Origin of the sequence: Actinomadura sp. B10D3, assembly GCF_039871695.1 — a bacterium.
Classification (GTDB): Bacteria; Actinomycetota; Actinomycetes; order Streptosporangiales; family Streptosporangiaceae; genus Spirillospora; species Spirillospora madurae.
On sequence record NZ_JBDPLY010000035.1, the window covers coordinates 21,122 to 37,638 of the forward strand.

The following is a 16,517-nucleotide window of genomic DNA, read 5'->3' on the forward strand; positions in this document are numbered from 1 at the left end:
GAAGGGGTCCATGCCGACGTCGACCTGGTTCCGCCTGAACGTCGCCAAGCGCGAGCGCGTGCTCGAAGTGGCGATGCGCGAGTTCGGGGAGCACGGGTACTCGACCGGCAGCCTCAACACCATCGCCCGCGAGGCCGGCATCGCCAAGGGCTCGCTCTTCCAGTACTTCAGCGACAAGCTGGAGTTCTTCGCGTTCGTCTGCGACGAGACGTCCCGGCGCATCCGCGAGGAGATGGAGCGCCGCATCGAGCGCATCGACTTCGACCAGAGCTTCGACGAGTGGCTGTTCGACGTCCTGTGCGACTGGACCGAGTACATGGCCGACCACCCGCTGGAGCGCGGCGTCACCGCGGCGACGAACTTCGAGCTCGACAACAGCGTCCGCTCCGTCGTCCGCGACACCGCGAACCAGCACTACCTGATGGTCATCCACCCGACGCTGCAGCTGTGGCGGGAGCAGGGCGACATCCGCGAGGACGCCGACCTCGACGTCCTCGCCACCTGGCTGATGACCATCCTGCCGTTCCTCGCGCTCGCCCCGTACTACGACGGCCTCGACCCCATCCACGACCTGCGCGGCCGCACCCCCGCCGAGCAGCGCCCGGTGATCCGCCAGCTCATCGCGGGCTTCCGCCCCATCTTCGCCGCCGCCAAGTAACCCGCGCCGTTAGTCCTCGATGTCGGCGACGAGGATGTCCATGTGGCGGGTGGCGAAGCGGGCCGGGGGAGGCAGTTCGGCCGCGTCGGCGGCGGTCAGCACCCGCGGGTTGCCGATCCGGCGGACGTGGCCGAGGCGCTCCACGCCGCCGCGCCCCTCGGCGAGCAGGTTGCGGACCCAGTCGGCGTCCCGGCCGTACGGAAGGCCGACGATGAGGCGGCCGCCGCTGCGGAACGCGGTGACCGGCGTCCGGTACTCGCGGCCGGAGCGGCGCCCGCGGTGCACGATCATCGCGAAGGGCGGCAGGTAGGGCGCGTAGACGCCCTGCACCCGGTTCGTGACGACCTTGTTGAAGCGGGCGACCGATCGCGGCATCAGCGGTTTCATCATGACCCCATGCTTATCTCAGCGGGTGAGGACGAACTCCTCCGGCTTCGCCGTGCGGGTGCTCGCCCAGAACTCGAACGTGTGGCCCGGCCAGAGGGTGCGGTTGACGCCGTTCTCGTCCAGGTACCAGCTGTTGCAGCCGCCCTCGTTCCAGACGGCGCGGCGCAGCCGCCTCTGCATGCGGTCGTTGAAGCGGCGGGCGGCCTCGGGCTTCGGCTCGATCGTGTCGCTGCCGGTCTCCTGGAGCAGGCGCAGGCAGCTCAGCACGTGCTGGATCTGAACCTCGATCATGAAGACGACGGAGTTGTGGCCGAGGCCGGTGTTCGGGCCGAGCAGCATGAAGAAGTTCGGCATGCCGGGGATCGTGGTGCCGCGGTGCGCCTCGATGCCGTCCGCCCAGATTTCCTGGAGCTTGGTGCCGTTCCGGCCGGTGACGCGCAGGTCGGTGAGGGCGTCGGTCACCTTGAAGCCGGTGCCGTAGATGATGCAGTCGACCTCGTACTCGCGTCCGTCCTCGGTGACGATGGAGTTCTGGCGGACCTCGGCGACGCCGGACGTCTCGACCTCCACGTGGGGACGGGCGAGCGTCGGATAGTAGTCGTTGGACAGCAGGATCCGCTTGCAGCCGATCCGGTAGTCCGGCGTCACCCTGGCGCGCAGCTCCGGGTCGGGGATCTGCTTCTCCATGTGCCGGCGGGCGAGGCGCTCCTGCGGCCCGGACAGGCGCGGGTCGATGGTGAAGCCGACGGCGCGGGCCTCCAGCGCCCAGTAGATGCCGCCGCGGAAGGCTCGGGCGGCGCCCGGGACCCGCGCGAAGAGGGTGCGGACGGGCGCGGGGATGGCGACGTCCGGCTTGGGCTGGATCCACGGCGGCGTCCGCTGGAACACCACGAGGCGGGACGCCTGGTCGGCGACCTTCGGGACGAACTGGATAACGGACGCGCCCGTCCCGATGACGGCGACCCGCTTGCCCGCGAGGTCGTAGGAGTGGTCCCACTCGGCGGAGTGGAAGGCCGTCCCCTGGAACCGCTCGATGCCCGGCAGGTCCGGACAGGACGGGACGTGCAGGGCGCCGATGCCGGACACGACGGCCTTCGGGGTGAGGACGGACCCGTCGGCGAGGGTGACGTTCCAGCGGCGGGCGTCGTCGTCGTACTCCATGGACTCGACGGCCGCGCCGAAGCGGATGTGCCGGCGCACCCCGTACTTGTCGGCGGTGCGCTCCATGTAGGCGCGGATCTCCGGCTGCGGCGCGAACATGCGCGTCCAGCGCGGGTTCAGCTCAAAGGAGAAGGAGTACATGTGGGAGGGGACGTCGCAGGCGCAGCCCGGGTAGGTGTTGTCGTGCCACGTCCCGCCCAGCGCGTCGCTCTTCTCCAGGACGGCGAAGTCGTGGAAGCCGGACTGCTTCAGCCGGATCGCCATGCCGAGGCCGGCGAATCCCGAGCCGATGATGACGATCGCCGGGGCGCGCTCGCTCATGACCCCTCCTCTCGGATAACCTACTTTCGGTAAGTTACCCGGAGTAGGTTACTGACGGTAGGTCCAACAGAGGGGATTCTTCTGTGAGTGGCGCCACATCGCGGCCCCCGTCGCACCGGCGCCGGATGTCCCGGGCCGAGCGCGAGCGGCAGATGCTGGACGTGGCCGAGCAGGTGTTCGGCGAGCGCGGCTACCAGGCCACCTCCATGGACGAGATCGCCGAGCGGTGCGGGGTCTCCAAGCCGATGCTCTACGAGTACTTCGGCTCCAAGGACGGGCTGCTCGTCGCCTGCGTCGGCCGGTCCAAGGCCGAGCTGTTCGACGTCACGCAGAAGGCCATGGCGGGCGCGTCCACTCCCGAGGACATCCTCTGGCGCGGCATGGTCGCCTACTTCGAGTTCATCGACGAGCACAGCAGGTCGTTCGCGATGCTGCTGCGCGAGCCGACGGCCGCCTCGCCGGAGACCATCGAGGCCGTCGAGGCGACGCGGCGGCAGCAGAGCACGCTGATCGCCGGGGTGCTCGCGACGTTCGCGCCGTCCGCACCGCCCGGCGCCGTGGCCGCCTACACCGAGATCATCATCGGCGCCAGCGAGCGGCTCGCGCAGTGGCAGACGAGCCGGCCCGACGTGTCGGCGCGGGACGCGGCCCGCTACATGACCGAGTTCTGCTGGAAGGGCCTCAGCCCGTACCTGTCCGCCGGGGAAGCGCCTCCAGAGCCCCGATGAGCAGGTCGAGGCCGAACTCGAAGTCGGTCTCGGGATCGACGTCGGCCAGTGCGGGGCCGTAGGCGATGACGTGCGGGAACTCGCCCGGGTCGAGCCGGTTCCACGACTCGGCCCCGTTCTCGGCCAGGTGCCCGAGCATCTTCACCATGCCGATCTCGCGCATCTGGGCGCCGAGCGCGTAGGCCAGGAGGGCGCGCATGATGCGCACGGACGTCTCCCCGTCGAACCCGGCAGCGGCGGCGAGGGCCAGGGCGCGCTCGGCCGGGCGCAGCCCGACCGGGGTGTCGACCTTGTGGGTGAGGACGATCGACATGCACCGCGGGTTGTCGTGGGCGACCTTGCGGAACGCCCGGACGAGGGCGCGGGCGCGTTCCTGCCACGGCTCGGACGGGTCGTCGTGCAGCGCCAGGCCCGCCACGACGTGCTCGGCGACGCCCTCCAGCAGCGCGCTCTTGTTCGGGACGTGGTTGTAGAGGGACATGACGGCGACGTCCAGCTCGGCCGCGACGCGGCGCATCGAAAGCGCGTCCGCGCCCTCCCGCTCGATCAGCGCGACGGCCGCCTGCACGATGCGCGCACGGGTCAGGCCCGGGCGCGGGGTGTCGGAGGTCACGCGCCTCACCATCGCTTCCGCTCGCCTCCCGCCGTTGACACCGCTCAGTGTCCCATGCCACCGTACGTACATTGTACGTAAGACGTACATTGTACGTCTGCGGCTCGGGGAGGAGCTCCCTTGTCGACACACGATCTCTACACCGACCCCGTCCAGACCGAGACCTGGAACGTCCCGATGGCCGGCGACACCAGGTTCACCTGGGAGTACGACGACGGGCGCGACCGTCTCCTCGCCCTCTACCAGAAGGGCAAGGACAAGCAGTGGGACTCCACGAAGCGCATCGACTGGGAGCTTGAGGTCGATCCGCACGACATCCTCGGCGTCCCCGACCAGTCCCTCGCCATCTACGGGACGAAGTACTGGGACATGCTGTCGGAGCAGGAGCGCGGCGAACTGCGGCGGCACTCCACGTCGTGGCAGTTCTCCCAGTTCGTGCACGGCGAGCAGGGCGCGATGGTCACCGCCGCCCGGATCGTGGAGTCGGTGCCCGACCTCGACTCCAAGTTCTACTCCGCCACCCAGGCGATGGACGAGGCGCGCCACGTCGAGCTGTTCACGCGATTCCTGCACGAGAAGGTCGGGATGGTCTACCCGGTCAACACCAAGCTGCAGGACCTGCTGAACGAGACCCTCACCGACTCACGCTGGGACATGCCCTACCTCGGGATGCAGGTGCTCATCGAGGGCCTCGCGCTCGCCGCGTTCGGCGTCATCCGCGACATCACCACCAAGCCGCTGCCCAAGCAGATCCTCGCCTACGTCATGCAGGACGAGGCGCGCCACGTCGCGTTCGGACGCCTGGCGCTCCGCGACTACTACAGGCAGCTCTCCCCCGCCGAGCTCCGCGAGCGTGAGGACTTCGTCATCGAGGGCTGCTACCTGATGCGCGACCGCATCCGCGGCAGGGAGATCTGGACCAACTTCGGCATCGACCCGAAGGAGGTCGACGAGATGGTGGAGAACTCCCCCTACATGAAGATGTTCCAGAGCCTGCTGTTCAGCCGGATCGTCCCGTGCGTGAAGGACATCGGGCTGTGGAGCGAGCGCATCCAGCGGACCTACGACGACATGGGCGTCTTGGACATGTCCAAGGCCGATCTGGACGCCCTCATGAACCAGGACGAGGAGATCGCCGAGAAACTGGACACCGAGCGGTTCGCCGCCGAGGAGGCCGACCGCAGGGCCGAGGTCGACGCAGTGATCGCCGATGCCGCGGCGGGCTGAGTACGGTTGGATCACTCGACCCTGACACCTCGGAGGTTGCGATGCCACTCGCGCACTTCGACGGCGCCCTCGCCGTCGTCACCGGAGCCGGCAGCGGTATCGGGCGGGCCGTCGCCCTCGCACTGGCCGAGGGGGGCGCGAGCGTCATCGCCGCGGACATCGACCGGTCCGCCGCCGAGCGGACCGCCGTCCTCGCCAAGACCCTCGGCGCGGGCGGCACCGCCTACGAGGTGGACGTGGCGGACGCCGCCGCGATGGAGGCGTTCGCCGCCGAGGTGAAGGAGACCCACCGGGTCCCCGACATCGTCGTCAACAACGCGGGCATCGCGGTCGCCGGCTCCTTCCTCGACACCGGCGTGGAGGACTGGGAGCACATCCTCGGGGTGAACCTGTGGGGGGTCGTGCACGGCTGCCGGCTGTTCGGCCGGCAGATGCGCGACCGCGTCCACGCCCTGCCGAACAAGCCCGACAAGCCGAACTTCGGCGGCCACATCGTCAACATCGCGTCCGCCGCAGCGTTCGCGCCCTGGCGGGCGATGCCCGCCTACTGCACGACGAAGGCCGGCGTCCTGATGCTCAGCGAGTGCCTGCGCGCCGAACTGGCCGGGTCCCGGATCGGCGTCACCGCGGTCTGCCCCGGCTTCGTCAGCACCGACATCGTCAAGAACGGGCGCTACGTGGGGGACGACGCCTCCGCCCTGAACCGCCTGCGCGACCGCGGCCACAAGGCCGTCCGGCTGCGCAACTACCCGCCGGAGAAGGTCGCCGAGCGGGTCGTCCACGCCATCGTCAAGAACAAGCCGGTGGTCCCCGTGAACTTCGAGGGCCACCTCCTGCACACCCTCTCCAGGGTGTCCCCGGGTTCCCTGCGCCTCCTGGCCAGAATCCCCACCAAGGCCTAGCACCCGCCCTCAGCCGAACCAGGTGACCTGGACGATGACGATCCTCTCCGCGCGAACATCGGTCAGGTAACTCACCATGAGCCGTCCCCGGCTCTCCCTTCGGAGACCGGGAACATCACCGCTGTGCGCCGCCCCCTCAAGGAAGATCATCGAGTCTCGGGTCGCGATCTCGCGGGCAAGGCGATCGAGTTCGGCGATCGCCTCCGGCGGCAATCCGGCGAGCAGGTCGTCCGGGTCGTGCTCCCAGGTCCAGTCACTCACCGGCGACCGCTCGACCTGCCGCACGGACGATGTCACCGATCTCGCGAATCGCGCGTGCCCTGACCTCGGGATCCTCGTCGGCCATCGCACGTTCGGCCGCATGCAGGCGGCGCGCGGTCTCGGGGTGGCGCTCGATCTCGACGATCTCGCCCCACTGCCGGTAGAACATCCGGATGGGGACGATGCTGTCGTCTTCCCCAGCCTGCGTGAACGCCTTCTCCATGTCCGCGAACAGCTCGGGCAGGCGCGATGGGACCACGGTCGCGACCGCCTTGCGGAGCGCGGGCAGCGTCAGCTCCGGCATGGGGATCAACGCTTCCTCGCGCCCGTCACGCTGTGCGACCATCTTTCGCGCCCTCCCTCTCCCGGCCTGTGGCCAGGATAGTCGTCCCCTCCCGCTCGCAAGGGGCATCGGGCCGCTGCCCGGGATGGCGCAGGCGACGCGGCTGATGGCCGGCCAGATGATCCACCCCTCCTGCTACACGGCGGTGGGGCTGGACCCGCGGCTCGCGCGGCGGGTGGCGGCGCGCAGCCCGCACCGGCGCGCGACGCCGGCGTGGGCGTTCCGGAAGTGCACCTCGTTCTTCGACGAGGTCGGTTTCCTGGACGAGCGGGCGCGTGACGTGTGGAGATGCGCCGGACTCCTGGAACGGTAACCGGTTCTACCCGGCGGCCAATTATCTTGACGTCGAACCGGTTTTAGAAAATGCTTCGATAATTGTGAGCGATGGTCCACCCCGAGAACGCGATAAGGGCCGCGGAGCGGGGTCCACTCCGCGGCCCATCGTCGAATCCAATGGCCTGACCTGGTCCTCGCCTACACCCAGGACACCCCTACCGCTTGGACGGTCACGTCGTCGACCTCCTCCTCCCAGGCTTTCTCATATGCCGACCATCCGACCTGGACCGGGAGCTTGATCGGCATTCCTCCCCTTTACGAAACACCTTAGAAGCTGTTGACAGTGAATATGCCATGATCGGCCGATTCAGGTCAGAAATGATTCAGCGCGGCCAGGACCTCGCGGGCGGCGGCGGTCGCCGTGGCGAGGCAGGCCCGCTCCCGGGCGTCCCGCTTCCCGGCCGAAGGCGCCCGCTCGCTGTAGCTGACCGTGAAGACGGAGTTGCGGATCCGCGCCGTGACCTGCCCGACCACGGTCGGCTGCCCCTCGTCGGCCTTGAACCAGCGGTACGCCTCGTCCCCGATGCCGGTGGCGCGCTCCAGCGTGATGGTGCGGACGAGCGGGGCGTCGTGCGCCTGGGCCCACTGCGCGTCGTAGAAGCCCTCGGCGTCCTGGACCGGCGTCGCGGTGTCGCCCGGCGCGTACAGGTGCGCCTCCACCCGCAGCCAGCGGAAGGCCGAGCCGGTCGAGGAGTACGTGCACGTGGTGAGCGTCGAGTTCGCGTTCTGCCGCTTCGAGGCGTTCGGGACGGCCTTGTCGACGGTGGCCGCGGACACCGTCCCGCAGGGCGCCGGGAGCGCCTTCACGACCCGTCCCCGCTGCATCGGGGCCGCCGGCGCGCTGCCCCGCGGCGTGACGGACGCCCTGTCGGTGCCGCCGTCACCCCGGCCGGGCGCGATCAGGAACACCGCCACCGCCGCCACCGCGAACGCGACGGCCGCCACCAGCAGCACGAGCAGCCGCCTCGGCCGGCGGGCCGGGGCCGGCGGTTCCGGCCCGGCGTACGGCCGGTGGAACGGCTCGACCGGACGCTGAAGGCCCACGCCCCGCTCCTCACTCCCCCGTCTGGACACAGGTCCGCCTCTCGCCAACGTAGCCAGCCCCGCCGCCCCTGACCAGGCCCCCGCCGGGTGCCGACCGTCAGACCCCGTGGTCACAATGAAGGGATGCTGATAGCGGACATCGCGCGGACGTCGGAGGCGGTCGCGGGCACCTCTGGCCGCAAGGCCAAGGTAACCGCGCTCGCGGAGTGCCTGCGCGCGGCCGAGCCCGGCGAGGCGGCGACCGTGGTCGCCTACCTGTCGGGTGAGCTGCCGCAACGCCAGATCGGGGTCGGGTACGCCGCGCTGCGGGACGTCCCCGCGCCGGCGGAGCGGCCGTCGCTGACCGTCCCGGAGGTCGACGCGGCGTTCACCGAGATCGGCGCGGTCTCCGGCACCGGGTCGGTGGCCCGGCGGCGCGAGCTGGTCGCGGCGCTGTTCGGCCGCGCGACCCGCGCCGAGCAGGGGTTCCTCGTCCGGCTGCTGGCGGGCGAGCTGCGGCAGGGCGCGCTGGACGGGGTGATGGCCGAGGCGATCGCGGCGGCGGCCGGGGTGCCGTCCGCCGAGGTGCGGCGCGCGGTCATGCTGCGCGGGTCGCTCGGCCCGGTCGCCACCGCCGCCCTCGCGGGCGGGGTCGAGGCGCTGCGCGAGTTCACGCTGGAGGTCGGGCGTCCGGTCAAGCCGATGCTCGCGGCGGCGGCGCCGTCCCTCGACGAGGCGTTCGGCAAGCTCAAGGCGGAGGCGGCCGTCGAGTGGAAGCTGGACGGGATCCGCGCGCAGGTGCACGTGTCGGGCGGCGAGGTGCGGGTGTTCACCCGGACGCTCGACGAGATCACCGCCCGGCTGCCCGAGGTCGTCGAGGCGGTGCGGGGCCTGCCCGCCGGCACCGCGGTCTTCGACGGCGAGCTGATCGCGCTGCGGCCGGACGGCCGTCCCCATCCCTTCCAGGTGACCGCGGCCCGCACCGCGACCCGAACGGCGAAGAGCACCGAGCCCGTCCCGCTGAGCGTGTTCCTGTTCGACGTCCTGCACCTGGACGGCACCGACCTGCTGGACGCCCCCGGCGCCGACCGGAACGCGGCGCTTGCCCGGGTGGTGCCCGAGGAACTGCGGATGCCGCGGGTGGTGACCGGCGACCCCGCCCGGGCCAAGGAAATCTTCGACGAGGCGGTCGCCCGCGGGCACGAGGGCGTCGTGGCGAAGTCCCTCGACACCCCCTACACGGCCGGACGGCGCGGCGCCGGGTGGATCAAGGTGAAGCCGCGGCACACCCTCGACCTCGTCGTCCTCGCCGTCGAGTGGGGGCACGGGCGCCGCCGGGGCCTGCTGTCCAACCTGCACCTCGGCGCCCGCGACCCCGAGACCGGCGGGTTCGTCATGCTCGGCAAGACGTTCAAGGGCCTCACCGACGAGCTGCTCGCCTGGCAGACCGAGAAGCTCCGCGAGCTGGCCGTCCGGGAGGACTCCTGGACGGTCCACGTCCGGCCCGAGCTGGTCGTCGAGATCGCGTTCGACGGCGTCCAGCACAGCCCGCGCTATCCCGGCGGCATCGCGCTGCGCTTCGCGCGCGTCCTGCGCTACCGCCCCGACAAGGCCGCCTCGGAGGCCGACACGATCGACACCGTCCGCGCGGTCGCCCCCGTCATGGACTAGCCCGGCCGGGCTCGTCCACGGCACCGGACGTCCCCGCCGGGGAGCCCGTGCGCTCCTCGGGCGGTGGTGCTTCCTCCGGGCCTGGGCGCCTGCGCCTGGGCACGGCGCGGGTCCGCGTGCGGGACGCGGCCTTGCGGCGGGTGCGGGAGAAGGTGCGGCTCCCGGCGCGGGCCCCGGACCGCCGTTCGGCCCAGATGCCGGCGGTGCGCTGGGCGAGGGGGCCGCGCTCCCCCTCCGGCGCGGTCCTGCGGGCGCCGCGCCGCCCCGACCGGCGTCCGGACCGGCGTTCGGCGCGGGCCGCGGCCCTGCGCCCGGCGCGGGCGGCGGCGCGGCGTTCGGCGCGGGCGAGCCGGCGGCGGCGGGCCCCTTCGGCGGCCTCGGCGCGGCGCTGCAGCAGCTCCGGCGGGATGAGGTCGTGCCGTCCCGCGATGAACTCCTGCACCCAGATCTTGGCGCGGATGAGCGGCCGCCGGAACATCCTCTCCCGCCGGACGGCCCGCTGGTACTTGCGCGAGTCGGGGTCGTAGCGCCAGCGCGACCACGGCGAGCCGGGCCGCGCCACCCGGATCGCCCCGACGATCAGCAGCGCGGGCACGAACAGGCCGATGAGACCCGTCCAGATCTTGCCCTTCAGCAGCGTCACCACGGCGAACACGAGGTTGACGGCCAGGGAGGCGACGTAGACGCGGGTGAGGACGCCGGTGCCCGGGTCGGGCGCGATCCCCTCGTAGCCGAGCGGGCGGATGCCGAGCAGCAGCAGCCCCGTCACCGCGATCGCGACGAACACGGCGTCGACGGACGCGCGGCCCTTCTCCGTCCAGTACACGTCGCTGAGATGCAGGATCAGCGCGAACTCGTCCAGGACGAGGGCGGAGCCCATGCCGAACACGGCGGCCGCCACCAGGTCGAGGCCGACGTAGGCGTCCGGGACGGCGAGGCTCGCCACCCCGCCGAGCAGCATCAGCACGACGCCGAACACCACGTGGTGGATGTGCAGGTCGCCGGCCGTGATGTTGCGGAACCACCAGCGCACGTTCGCCCGGATCAGCCGGACGTTGATCCGCGTCAGCACGAACGTGATGATGAACGCGACGAAGAAACCGAACAGCGGCAGCCGTCCGGTGGCCACGATGCGTTCGTCGAACATTTCGATCATCTGCCCCCCGCAGGCTCCATGATGCCCTGCGACATGCACGGATATCGTGGGACCCGGCCGATCGACGACGATCGAGGAGAAAACCGCCGTGAGCCGTACCGTGGATCGCTGCGACCCCGGGTACCGGGCGTGGACCGCCGAGGCGATCCGGCTCGTCGTCGCCGACGCCAACCGCAGCGCGGACACGCACCTGCACGTGTTCCCGCTGCCGCCGGAGTGGGGCATCGACCTCTACCTGAAGGACGAGTCCGTCCATCCGACGGGTTCATTGAAACACCGGCTCGCGCGGTCGTTGTTCCTCTACGCCCTCGCGAACGGCTGGATCCACGCGGACACGACGATCATCGAGGCTTCCAGCGGGTCGACCGCGGTGTCGGAGGCGTACTTCGCGCGGCTGCTCGGCCTGCCGTTCGTCGCGGTGATGCCCGCGTCCACCAGCCCGGAGAAGATCCAGCTCATCGAGTTCCACGGGGGCCGCTGCCACCTGGTGGACGACCCGTCCGCGATCTACGACGAGTCGCGGCGGCTCGCCGCCGAGTGCGGCGGCCACTTCATGGACCAGTTCACCTACGCCGAGCGGGCGACGGACTGGCGCGGCAACAACAACATCGCCGAGTCGATCTTCGAGCAGATGCGGCTGGAGCGGTTCCCGGAGCCGTCCTGGATCGTCGTCGGCGCAGGCACCGGCGGGACGTCCGCGACGATCGGCCGGTACGCGCGGTACCGGATGTTCCAGACGCGGCTCGCCGTCGTCGACCCGGAGGGCTCGGCGTTCCACGGCTCGTTCGCCGACGGAGACCCGGAGCGGACCGCGGCGGGCTCGCGGATCGAGGGCATCGGCCGCCCGCGCGTCGAGCCGTCCTTCCTGCCGACGGTGATCGACCGGATGATCCGGGTGCCGGACGCGGCGTCCGTCGCGGCGATGCGCTGGACGAGCGAGGTCAGCGGCCGGGACGTGGGCGGCTCCACCGGCACCAACATGTGGGGCGCGGCGGAGCTCATCGCGGAGATGCGGGCGCACGGCGAGCGCGGGAGCGTCGTCACGCTGATCTGCGACGGCGGCGAGCGCTACGCGCACACGTACCGTTCGGACGCGTGGCTCGCGGCGCAGGGCCTCGACATCGCCCCGTACCTGGCCGCGCTGAACGCCTTCCTCAAGACCGGGGAGATGCCGGAGATCCCGTGACGGCTATCCCGTGACACGGACCGGGTTGAACAGGTCGGCGTAGATGAGCAGGCCGCCCATGACGATCAGGACGACCGCCATCACGTAGGTCACCGGCAGCGCCTTGGCGACGTCCACGTAGCCGGGGTCGGGCCTGCGGAAGACCTTCGCGAACGCCTTCTTGATCGCCTCCAGCAGCGCGCCGGCGATGTGGCCGCCGTCCAGCGGCAGCAGCGGGACCAGGTTGAACAGGCCGACCGCGAGGTTCAGCGAGCCGAGCAGCATGACGAAGAAGGAGACCTTCTCGGCCCCGGAGAAGTCGTCGGACGCGGCGACCTCGCCGCCGATGCGGCTGACGCCGACGACGCCGATCGGGCCGTTCGGGTCGCGCTCGTCGCCGCCGAAGGCCGCGTTCCAGACGCCGACCATCTTCTGCGGCATCCGGAGCAGCGCGCCCGTGGTGCGCGCGGTCAGGTCGCCCATCGTGCTGGCGACCGCGCCCGGGCCCTGCCGCTCGATCGCGCTGTCCGGCGTGATCCCGAGGAACCCGACGTTGACGACCTTGTCCTCGTCCTCCAGGTCGTACATCTGGTTGCGGGTGATCGGGACGTTCAGCTCCAGCTCCCGCCCGTCCCGCCGGACGGTCATCGGGACGGTCTGCCCGCCGTCGCCGCGGATGAGCTTCTGCAGCTGCTCGTAGTCGTCGATCTTCTTGCCGTCGAACGCGACGATCCGGTCGCCCGGCTGGAGCCCGACCTGCCGGGCGGGCGTCGGCGCGGCGTTCGCCGGGCACGAGGTGACCTCGGAGCTCGCCGGCACCATGCACTCGGCGACCTCCTTGATCACCGGCTGCGGCTGGTTGGTGCCGATGCCCATCAGCAGGATCGCGAAGAACATCACCGACAGCAGCAGGTTCATGGCGGGGCCGCCGAACATGATCAGCAGCTTCTGCCACCACTTCTTGGCGTAGAAGACGCGGTCCTCGTCGCCGGGCCCGACCTCCTCCAGCGCCGCGCCGCGGGCGTTCTCGATGAGGCCCTGCCACGGGCCGGTGCTGACGCGGCGGACCCGCCCCGGGGCGTCGCCCTTGCGCGGCGGCAGCATCCCGATCATGCGGATGTAGCCGCCGAGCGGGATCCACTTGACGCCGTACTCGGTCTCGCCTCGGTGCCGGGACCACATCGTCGGGCCGAACCCGACCATGAACTGGGTCGTCCGGACCTTGAACAGCTTGGCGAAGGAGAAGTGCCCGAGTTCGTGCAACGCGATGGACACCAGCAGGCCGAAGAAAAGGATCAACGCCCCAGCCAGGTAGTAGACCATGCGTCGTGCCCCTCCGGTCGTGCACCCCGCGCCGGGGGGTGAGCGTTGGCAATCACCTCAGAGTACGTTAACGCGCCCCGGTTGGGTTGAAGCCCGCGGCGAACCGGAGACGACCTCACCGTCCGGGCGATGCAATAATGAGGCCCGCCGTTCATCCCGTGCGGGAGAGTCCCCTGTAGCCAGCCGGGGACGCCGAAGGAGCAAATCCTCCCCGGAAGCTCTCAGGCCCACGGACCGCACGGGCCAGGCGACCTCTGGAAAGCGGGGACCCCGGGTCCCCCGCCGAAGGTGAAAGCCCGCCGCGCAGGCGGGTGAAGCTCTCAGGCGCCGATGACAGAGGGGGAGGCACCGAGACGCCCGGTGCGCGAGTGGGACGATGGACCACGTGCGCCCGTGACGAAGGAGCCGAGCCCATGTCCGCCGATACGAGTCCGAAGAAGACGCCGCTGCACGAGGTCCACGAGGATCTCGGTGCGCACCTCGTCGACTTCGCCGGTTACCTGATGCCGCTGCGCTACGCGAGCGAGACCGCCGAGCACCAGGCCGTCCGCACCGGGGCCGGGCTGTTCGACCTGTCGCACATGGGAGAGATCTTCCTCTCCGGTCCGGGCGCGGGCGCGACGCTCGACTACGCGCTGGTCGGGAACCTGTCGCCGATGCCGGTCGGCAAGGCCCGCTACACGATGATCTGCGGGCAGGACGGCGGCGTCCTGGACGACCTGATCGTCTACCGGCTCGCGGACGAGACCTGGATGGTCGTCGCGAACGCCGCGAACAAGGACGTCGTCCGGGATGCGCTGGCCGAGCGCGCCGCGAACTTCGAGGCGGCCGTGGACGACCGGTCCGCGTCGTACGCGCTGATCGCCCTGCAGGGCCCGCGCTCCCAGGCGATCCTCGAAGGCATGACCGGCGCGCCGCTCGCGGACCTCAGGTACTACGCGATCCTCGCCGACCGGGTCGCGGGCGTCGACGCGCTCATCGCCCGTACCGGCTACACGGGCGAGGACGGCTTCGAGCTGTTCGTCGACGCCGCGGACGCCGTCCCGCTGTGGAAGGCGCTCGCGGCGGTGGACGGGGTCGTCCCGGCGGGACTGTCGGCCCGCGACACGCTGCGCCTGGAGGCGGGCATGCCGCTGTACGGCAACGAGCTGACCGCCGAGACCACCCCGTTCGAGGCGGGCCTCGGCCGGGTCGTGAAGCTGGACAAGCCGGGCGACTTCGTGGGTAAGACCGCCCTGGCGGCGCAGGCGCAGACCCCGCCGGGCCGTAGGCTCGTCGGACTGGTCGCACGGGGCCGGCGCGCGCCCCGCAAGGGATACCAGGTCGTCACGTCCGGCGGCACGCCGTGCGGGGTCGTGACGAGCGGCGCCCCGTCGCCCACACTGGGCACGCCGATCGCCATGGCGTACCTCGACAGCGGCGTCGAGGAGACGGACCTCGCCGTGGACGTCCGCGGCCGGCAGGAGCCGGTGGACGTGGTGACCCTGCCGTTCTACAAGCGTTCCTGAAGTCGTTGACCGGGGGCGTGGGGGCCGGCCCCCACAATGAGAAGAAAGAGAAGTGATCGTGAGCGTTCCTGAGGAGCTCCGCTACAGCGAGGAGCACGAGTGGGTGTCGGGCCTTGGCAACGAGGACGGCATCGTCACGGTCGGCATCACCGCGCACGCCGCCGACGCGCTCGGTGAGATCGTCTACCTGGAGCTGCAGCCGTCCGAGGGCGACACCGTCGAGGCGGGCGAGCCGTGCGGCGAGGTGGAGTCGACCAAGTCGGTCAGCGACATCTACTCCCCCGTCACCGGCGAGATCACCGCGATCAACACCGCCGTGGTGGACGAGCCGAAGGTCATCAACGACGACCCGTACGGCGAGGGCTGGATCTTCAAGGTCCGGATCTCGGAGGAGCCGGGCGACCTGCTCGACTCCGCCGCCTACTCCAAGCTGATCGAGGAATCATGAGTTTGGACGACTCCCTGGCGGCGGCCGACCCCGAGGTCGCCGAGGCGGTCGCGGCGGAGCTGCGGCGGCAGCAGCAGACCCTGGAGATGATCGCGTCGGAGAACTTCGCCCCGGTCTCGGTGCTGGAGGCGCAGGGCTCCGTCCTGACGAACAAGTACGCCGAGGGGTACCCGGGCCGCCGCTACTACGGGGGCTGCGAGCACGTCGACGTCACCGAGCAGCTCGCGATCGACCGGGCCAAGGCGCTGTTCGGCGCGGACCACGCCAACGTCCAGCCGCACAGCGGGGCCCAGGCGAACACGGCGGTCTACTTCGCGCTGCTCCAGCACGGCGACACGATCCTCGGCCTCGACCTCGCGCACGGCGGGCACCTCACGCACGGCATGCGGCTGAACTACTCCGGCAAGGTGCTCAACGTGGTGCCGTACCACGTCCGGGCCGAGGACGGCCTGGTCGACATGGACGAGGTGGCCGCGCTCGCGGCGGAGCACCGGCCGAAGATGATCGTGGCGGGCTGGTCGGCCTACCCGCGGCAGCTCGACTTCCCGGCGTTCCGGCGGATCGCCGACTCGGTCGGGGCGCTGCTGATGGTCGACATGGCGCACTTCGCCGGGCTCGTCGCGGCGGGCCTGCACCCGTCGCCGGTGCCGCACGCCGACATCGTCACGACCACCACGCACAAGACGCTCGGAGGCCCGCGCGGCGGCCTGATCCTCGCTCGCGAGGAGTACGGCAAGAAGATCAACTCCGCGGTGTTCCCCGGCATGCAGGGCGGCCCGCTGGAGCACGTGATCGCCGCCAAGGCCGTCGCGCTCAAGATCGCCGCGTCGGAGGAGTTCAAGGCCCGGCAGGCGGCCACCGTCGACGGCGCGAAGATCCTCGCCGAGCGACTGCTGGCCGAGGACTCCGCCAAGGCCGGCGTGAAGGTGCTCACCGGCGGGACGGACGTCCACCTCGTCCTGGTCGACCTGGTGGACTCCGACCTCACCGGGCGGGACGCCGAGGACCGCCTGCACGACATCGGCATCACCGTCAACCGCAACGCGGTGCCGAACGACCCGCGCCCGCCGATGGTGACGTCCGGGCTGCGGATCGGCACGCCCGCCCTCGCCACCCGCGGCTTCACCGCCGCGGACTTCACCGAGGTCGCGGACGTCATCGCGCTGGCCCTCCAGCCGTCCTTCGACCGCGACGCCCTCGCGGCCCGCGTGAAGGCCCTGGCCGACGCGCATCCCCTGTACCCGAACCTGTGACGGCCGGTCGCCCCCTCCCCTTCCGGGAGGGGG

At 71.0% G+C, this 16,517-nt stretch carries 18 protein-coding genes and 1 riboswitch; of the genes, 10 read left to right on the forward strand and 8 right to left on the reverse strand.

What is annotated here, in order from left to right:
* The first annotated feature begins 10 nt into the window (after window positions 1-10).
* Window positions 11-658: a TetR/AcrR family transcriptional regulator gene (locus ABGB11_RS36305; RefSeq protein ID WP_347640023.1), complete on the forward strand. Its 648-nt coding sequence runs from the start codon at window positions 11-13 to the stop codon at window positions 656-658.
* Between the two features lie 9 nt (window positions 659-667).
* On the opposite strand, the gene ABGB11_RS36310 is transcribed toward ABGB11_RS36305, so the two are convergent.
* On the reverse strand, window positions 668-1,048 hold the full coding sequence (locus tag ABGB11_RS36310) for a nitroreductase family deazaflavin-dependent oxidoreductase (protein WP_347640024.1): 381 nt from the start codon (window positions 1,046-1,048) through the stop codon (window positions 668-670).
* A 15-nt stretch (window positions 1,049-1,063) separates the two neighbouring features.
* Window positions 1,064-2,527, reverse strand: a complete 1,464-nt coding sequence (locus ABGB11_RS36315; protein WP_347640025.1) for an NAD(P)/FAD-dependent oxidoreductase — start codon at window positions 2,525-2,527, stop codon at window positions 1,064-1,066.
* Between the two features lie 83 nt (window positions 2,528-2,610).
* Here ABGB11_RS36315 and ABGB11_RS36320 point away from each other — a divergent pair, with 83 nt between their 5' ends.
* Complete coding sequence (locus ABGB11_RS36320; RefSeq protein ID WP_347640026.1) at window positions 2,611-3,255, forward strand: TetR/AcrR family transcriptional regulator; 645 nt, start codon at window positions 2,611-2,613, stop codon at window positions 3,253-3,255.
* On the opposite strand, the gene ABGB11_RS36325 is transcribed toward ABGB11_RS36320, so the two are convergent.
* Window positions 3,209-3,868, reverse strand: coding sequence for a TetR/AcrR family transcriptional regulator (locus ABGB11_RS36325; RefSeq protein WP_347640027.1), 660 nt, complete (start codon window positions 3,866-3,868; stop codon window positions 3,209-3,211). The two genes, ABGB11_RS36320 and ABGB11_RS36325, sit on opposite strands and share 47 nt — an antisense overlap.
* A gap of 120 nt (window positions 3,869-3,988) precedes the next feature.
* Between ABGB11_RS36325 and ABGB11_RS36330 the strand changes: the two genes are divergently transcribed.
* Both ABGB11_RS36330 and ABGB11_RS36335 read left to right on the forward strand, forming a co-directional pair.
* Window positions 3,989-5,095, forward strand: a complete 1,107-nt coding sequence (locus ABGB11_RS36330; RefSeq protein ID WP_347640028.1) for a ferritin-like domain-containing protein — start codon at window positions 3,989-3,991, stop codon at window positions 5,093-5,095.
* A 41-nt stretch (window positions 5,096-5,136) separates the two neighbouring features.
* Window positions 5,137-5,997, forward strand: a complete 861-nt coding sequence (locus ABGB11_RS36335; RefSeq protein WP_347640029.1) for an SDR family NAD(P)-dependent oxidoreductase — start codon at window positions 5,137-5,139, stop codon at window positions 5,995-5,997.
* 9 nt (window positions 5,998-6,006) lie between these two features.
* Here the strand turns inward: ABGB11_RS36335 and ABGB11_RS36340 are convergent, their stop codons facing one another.
* Together ABGB11_RS36340 and ABGB11_RS36345 are read right to left on the reverse strand one after the other, a co-directional pair.
* Window positions 6,007-6,258: a hypothetical protein gene (locus ABGB11_RS36340; protein ID WP_347640030.1), complete on the reverse strand. Its 252-nt coding sequence runs from the start codon at window positions 6,256-6,258 to the stop codon at window positions 6,007-6,009.
* On the reverse strand, window positions 6,251-6,604 hold the full coding sequence (locus tag ABGB11_RS36345) for a hypothetical protein (protein ID WP_347640031.1): 354 nt from the start codon (window positions 6,602-6,604) through the stop codon (window positions 6,251-6,253). Before ABGB11_RS36345 ends, ABGB11_RS36340 begins: the two co-directional genes overlap by 8 nt.
* An 82-nt stretch (window positions 6,605-6,686) precedes the next feature.
* Here ABGB11_RS36345 and ABGB11_RS36350 point away from each other — a divergent pair, with 82 nt between their 5' ends.
* The gene (locus tag ABGB11_RS36350) at window positions 6,687-6,914 is read left to right on the forward strand and encodes a diiron oxygenase (RefSeq protein WP_347640032.1); all 228 of its coding nucleotides are present in this window, start codon (window positions 6,687-6,689) and stop codon (window positions 6,912-6,914) included.
* Window positions 6,915-7,249: 335 nt separating this feature from the next.
* Here ABGB11_RS36350 and ABGB11_RS36355 read toward each other — a convergent pair whose 3' ends face one another.
* Window positions 7,250-7,981: a hypothetical protein gene (locus ABGB11_RS36355; RefSeq protein ID WP_347640033.1), complete on the reverse strand. Its 732-nt coding sequence runs from the start codon at window positions 7,979-7,981 to the stop codon at window positions 7,250-7,252.
* Between the two features lie 123 nt (window positions 7,982-8,104).
* Between ABGB11_RS36355 and ABGB11_RS36360 the strand changes: the two genes are divergently transcribed.
* Window positions 8,105-9,631: an ATP-dependent DNA ligase gene (locus tag ABGB11_RS36360; protein ID WP_347640034.1), complete on the forward strand. Its 1,527-nt coding sequence runs from the start codon at window positions 8,105-8,107 to the stop codon at window positions 9,629-9,631.
* On the opposite strand, the gene ABGB11_RS36365 is transcribed toward ABGB11_RS36360, so the two are convergent.
* Window positions 9,621-10,787 (reverse strand): hypothetical protein, encoded by a 1,167-nt coding sequence (locus ABGB11_RS36365; RefSeq protein WP_347640035.1) that lies wholly within the window; start codon window positions 10,785-10,787, stop codon window positions 9,621-9,623. The two genes, ABGB11_RS36360 and ABGB11_RS36365, sit on opposite strands and share 11 nt — an antisense overlap.
* An 88-nt stretch (window positions 10,788-10,875) precedes the next feature.
* Here ABGB11_RS36365 and ABGB11_RS36370 point away from each other — a divergent pair, with 88 nt between their 5' ends.
* On the forward strand, window positions 10,876-11,973 hold the full coding sequence (locus ABGB11_RS36370; RefSeq protein WP_347640036.1) for a PLP-dependent cysteine synthase family protein: 1,098 nt from the start codon (window positions 10,876-10,878) through the stop codon (window positions 11,971-11,973).
* Window positions 11,974-11,976: 3 nt separating this feature from the next.
* Here ABGB11_RS36370 and ABGB11_RS36375 read toward each other — a convergent pair whose 3' ends face one another.
* The gene (locus ABGB11_RS36375) at window positions 11,977-13,275 is read right to left on the reverse strand and encodes a site-2 protease family protein (RefSeq protein ID WP_347640037.1); all 1,299 of its coding nucleotides are present in this window, start codon (window positions 13,273-13,275) and stop codon (window positions 11,977-11,979) included.
* A 151-nt stretch (window positions 13,276-13,426) separates the two neighbouring features.
* Window positions 13,427-13,522: riboswitch (glycine riboswitch) on the forward strand.
* Window positions 13,523-13,688: 166 nt separating this feature from the next.
* On the opposite strand from ABGB11_RS36375, the gene gcvT reads away from it, so the two are divergent.
* From gcvT to glyA, 3 genes are read left to right on the forward strand one after another with little or no spacing between them, the layout of a single operon-like run.
* Window positions 13,689-14,783 (forward strand): glycine cleavage system aminomethyltransferase GcvT, encoded by a 1,095-nt coding sequence (gene gcvT / locus ABGB11_RS36380; protein WP_347640038.1) that lies wholly within the window; start codon window positions 13,689-13,691, stop codon window positions 14,781-14,783.
* 58 nt (window positions 14,784-14,841) lie between these two features.
* Window positions 14,842-15,231 carry a glycine cleavage system protein GcvH gene (gene gcvH / locus ABGB11_RS36385; RefSeq protein ID WP_347640039.1) on the forward strand — a complete coding sequence of 130 codons (390 nt, stop codon included), beginning with the start codon at window positions 14,842-14,844 and terminating at the stop codon, window positions 15,229-15,231.
* Window positions 15,228-16,484 carry a serine hydroxymethyltransferase gene (gene glyA, locus ABGB11_RS36390; protein WP_347640040.1) on the forward strand — a complete coding sequence of 419 codons (1,257 nt, stop codon included), beginning with the start codon at window positions 15,228-15,230 and terminating at the stop codon, window positions 16,482-16,484. Before gcvH ends, glyA begins: the two co-directional genes overlap by 4 nt.
* The last annotated feature ends 33 nt before the right edge of the window (window positions 16,485-16,517 follow it).

What these genes read in the sequence shown, in the direction of transcription:
- ABGB11_RS36365 (WP_347640035.1), bottom strand. Translation starts at nt 10,787, where the DNA reads ATGATCGAAATGTTCGACGAACGCATCGTGGCCACCGGACGGCTGCCG.
- ABGB11_RS36315 (WP_347640025.1), bottom strand. Translation starts at nt 2,527, where the DNA reads ATGAGCGAGCGCGCCCCGGCGATCGTCATCATCGGCTCGGGATTCGCC.
- ABGB11_RS36360 (WP_347640034.1), top strand. Translation starts at nt 8,105, where the DNA reads ATGCTGATAGCGGACATCGCGCGGACGTCGGAGGCGGTCGCGGGCACC.
- ABGB11_RS36345 (WP_347640031.1), bottom strand. Translation starts at nt 6,604, where the DNA reads ATGGTCGCACAGCGTGACGGGCGCGAGGAAGCGTTGATCCCCATGCCG.
- gcvT (WP_347640038.1), top strand. Translation starts at nt 13,689, where the DNA reads ATGTCCGCCGATACGAGTCCGAAGAAGACGCCGCTGCACGAGGTCCAC.
- ABGB11_RS36335 (WP_347640029.1), top strand. Translation starts at nt 5,137, where the DNA reads ATGCCACTCGCGCACTTCGACGGCGCCCTCGCCGTCGTCACCGGAGCC.
- ABGB11_RS36375 (WP_347640037.1), bottom strand. Translation starts at nt 13,275, where the DNA reads ATGGTCTACTACCTGGCTGGGGCGTTGATCCTTTTCTTCGGCCTGCTG.
- ABGB11_RS36350 (WP_347640032.1), top strand. Translation starts at nt 6,687, where the DNA reads ATGGCGCAGGCGACGCGGCTGATGGCCGGCCAGATGATCCACCCCTCC.
- ABGB11_RS36310 (WP_347640024.1), bottom strand. Translation starts at nt 1,048, where the DNA reads ATGATGAAACCGCTGATGCCGCGATCGGTCGCCCGCTTCAACAAGGTC.
- glyA (WP_347640040.1), top strand. Translation starts at nt 15,228, where the DNA reads ATGAGTTTGGACGACTCCCTGGCGGCGGCCGACCCCGAGGTCGCCGAG.
- ABGB11_RS36305 (WP_347640023.1), top strand. Translation starts at nt 11, where the DNA reads ATGCCGACGTCGACCTGGTTCCGCCTGAACGTCGCCAAGCGCGAGCGC.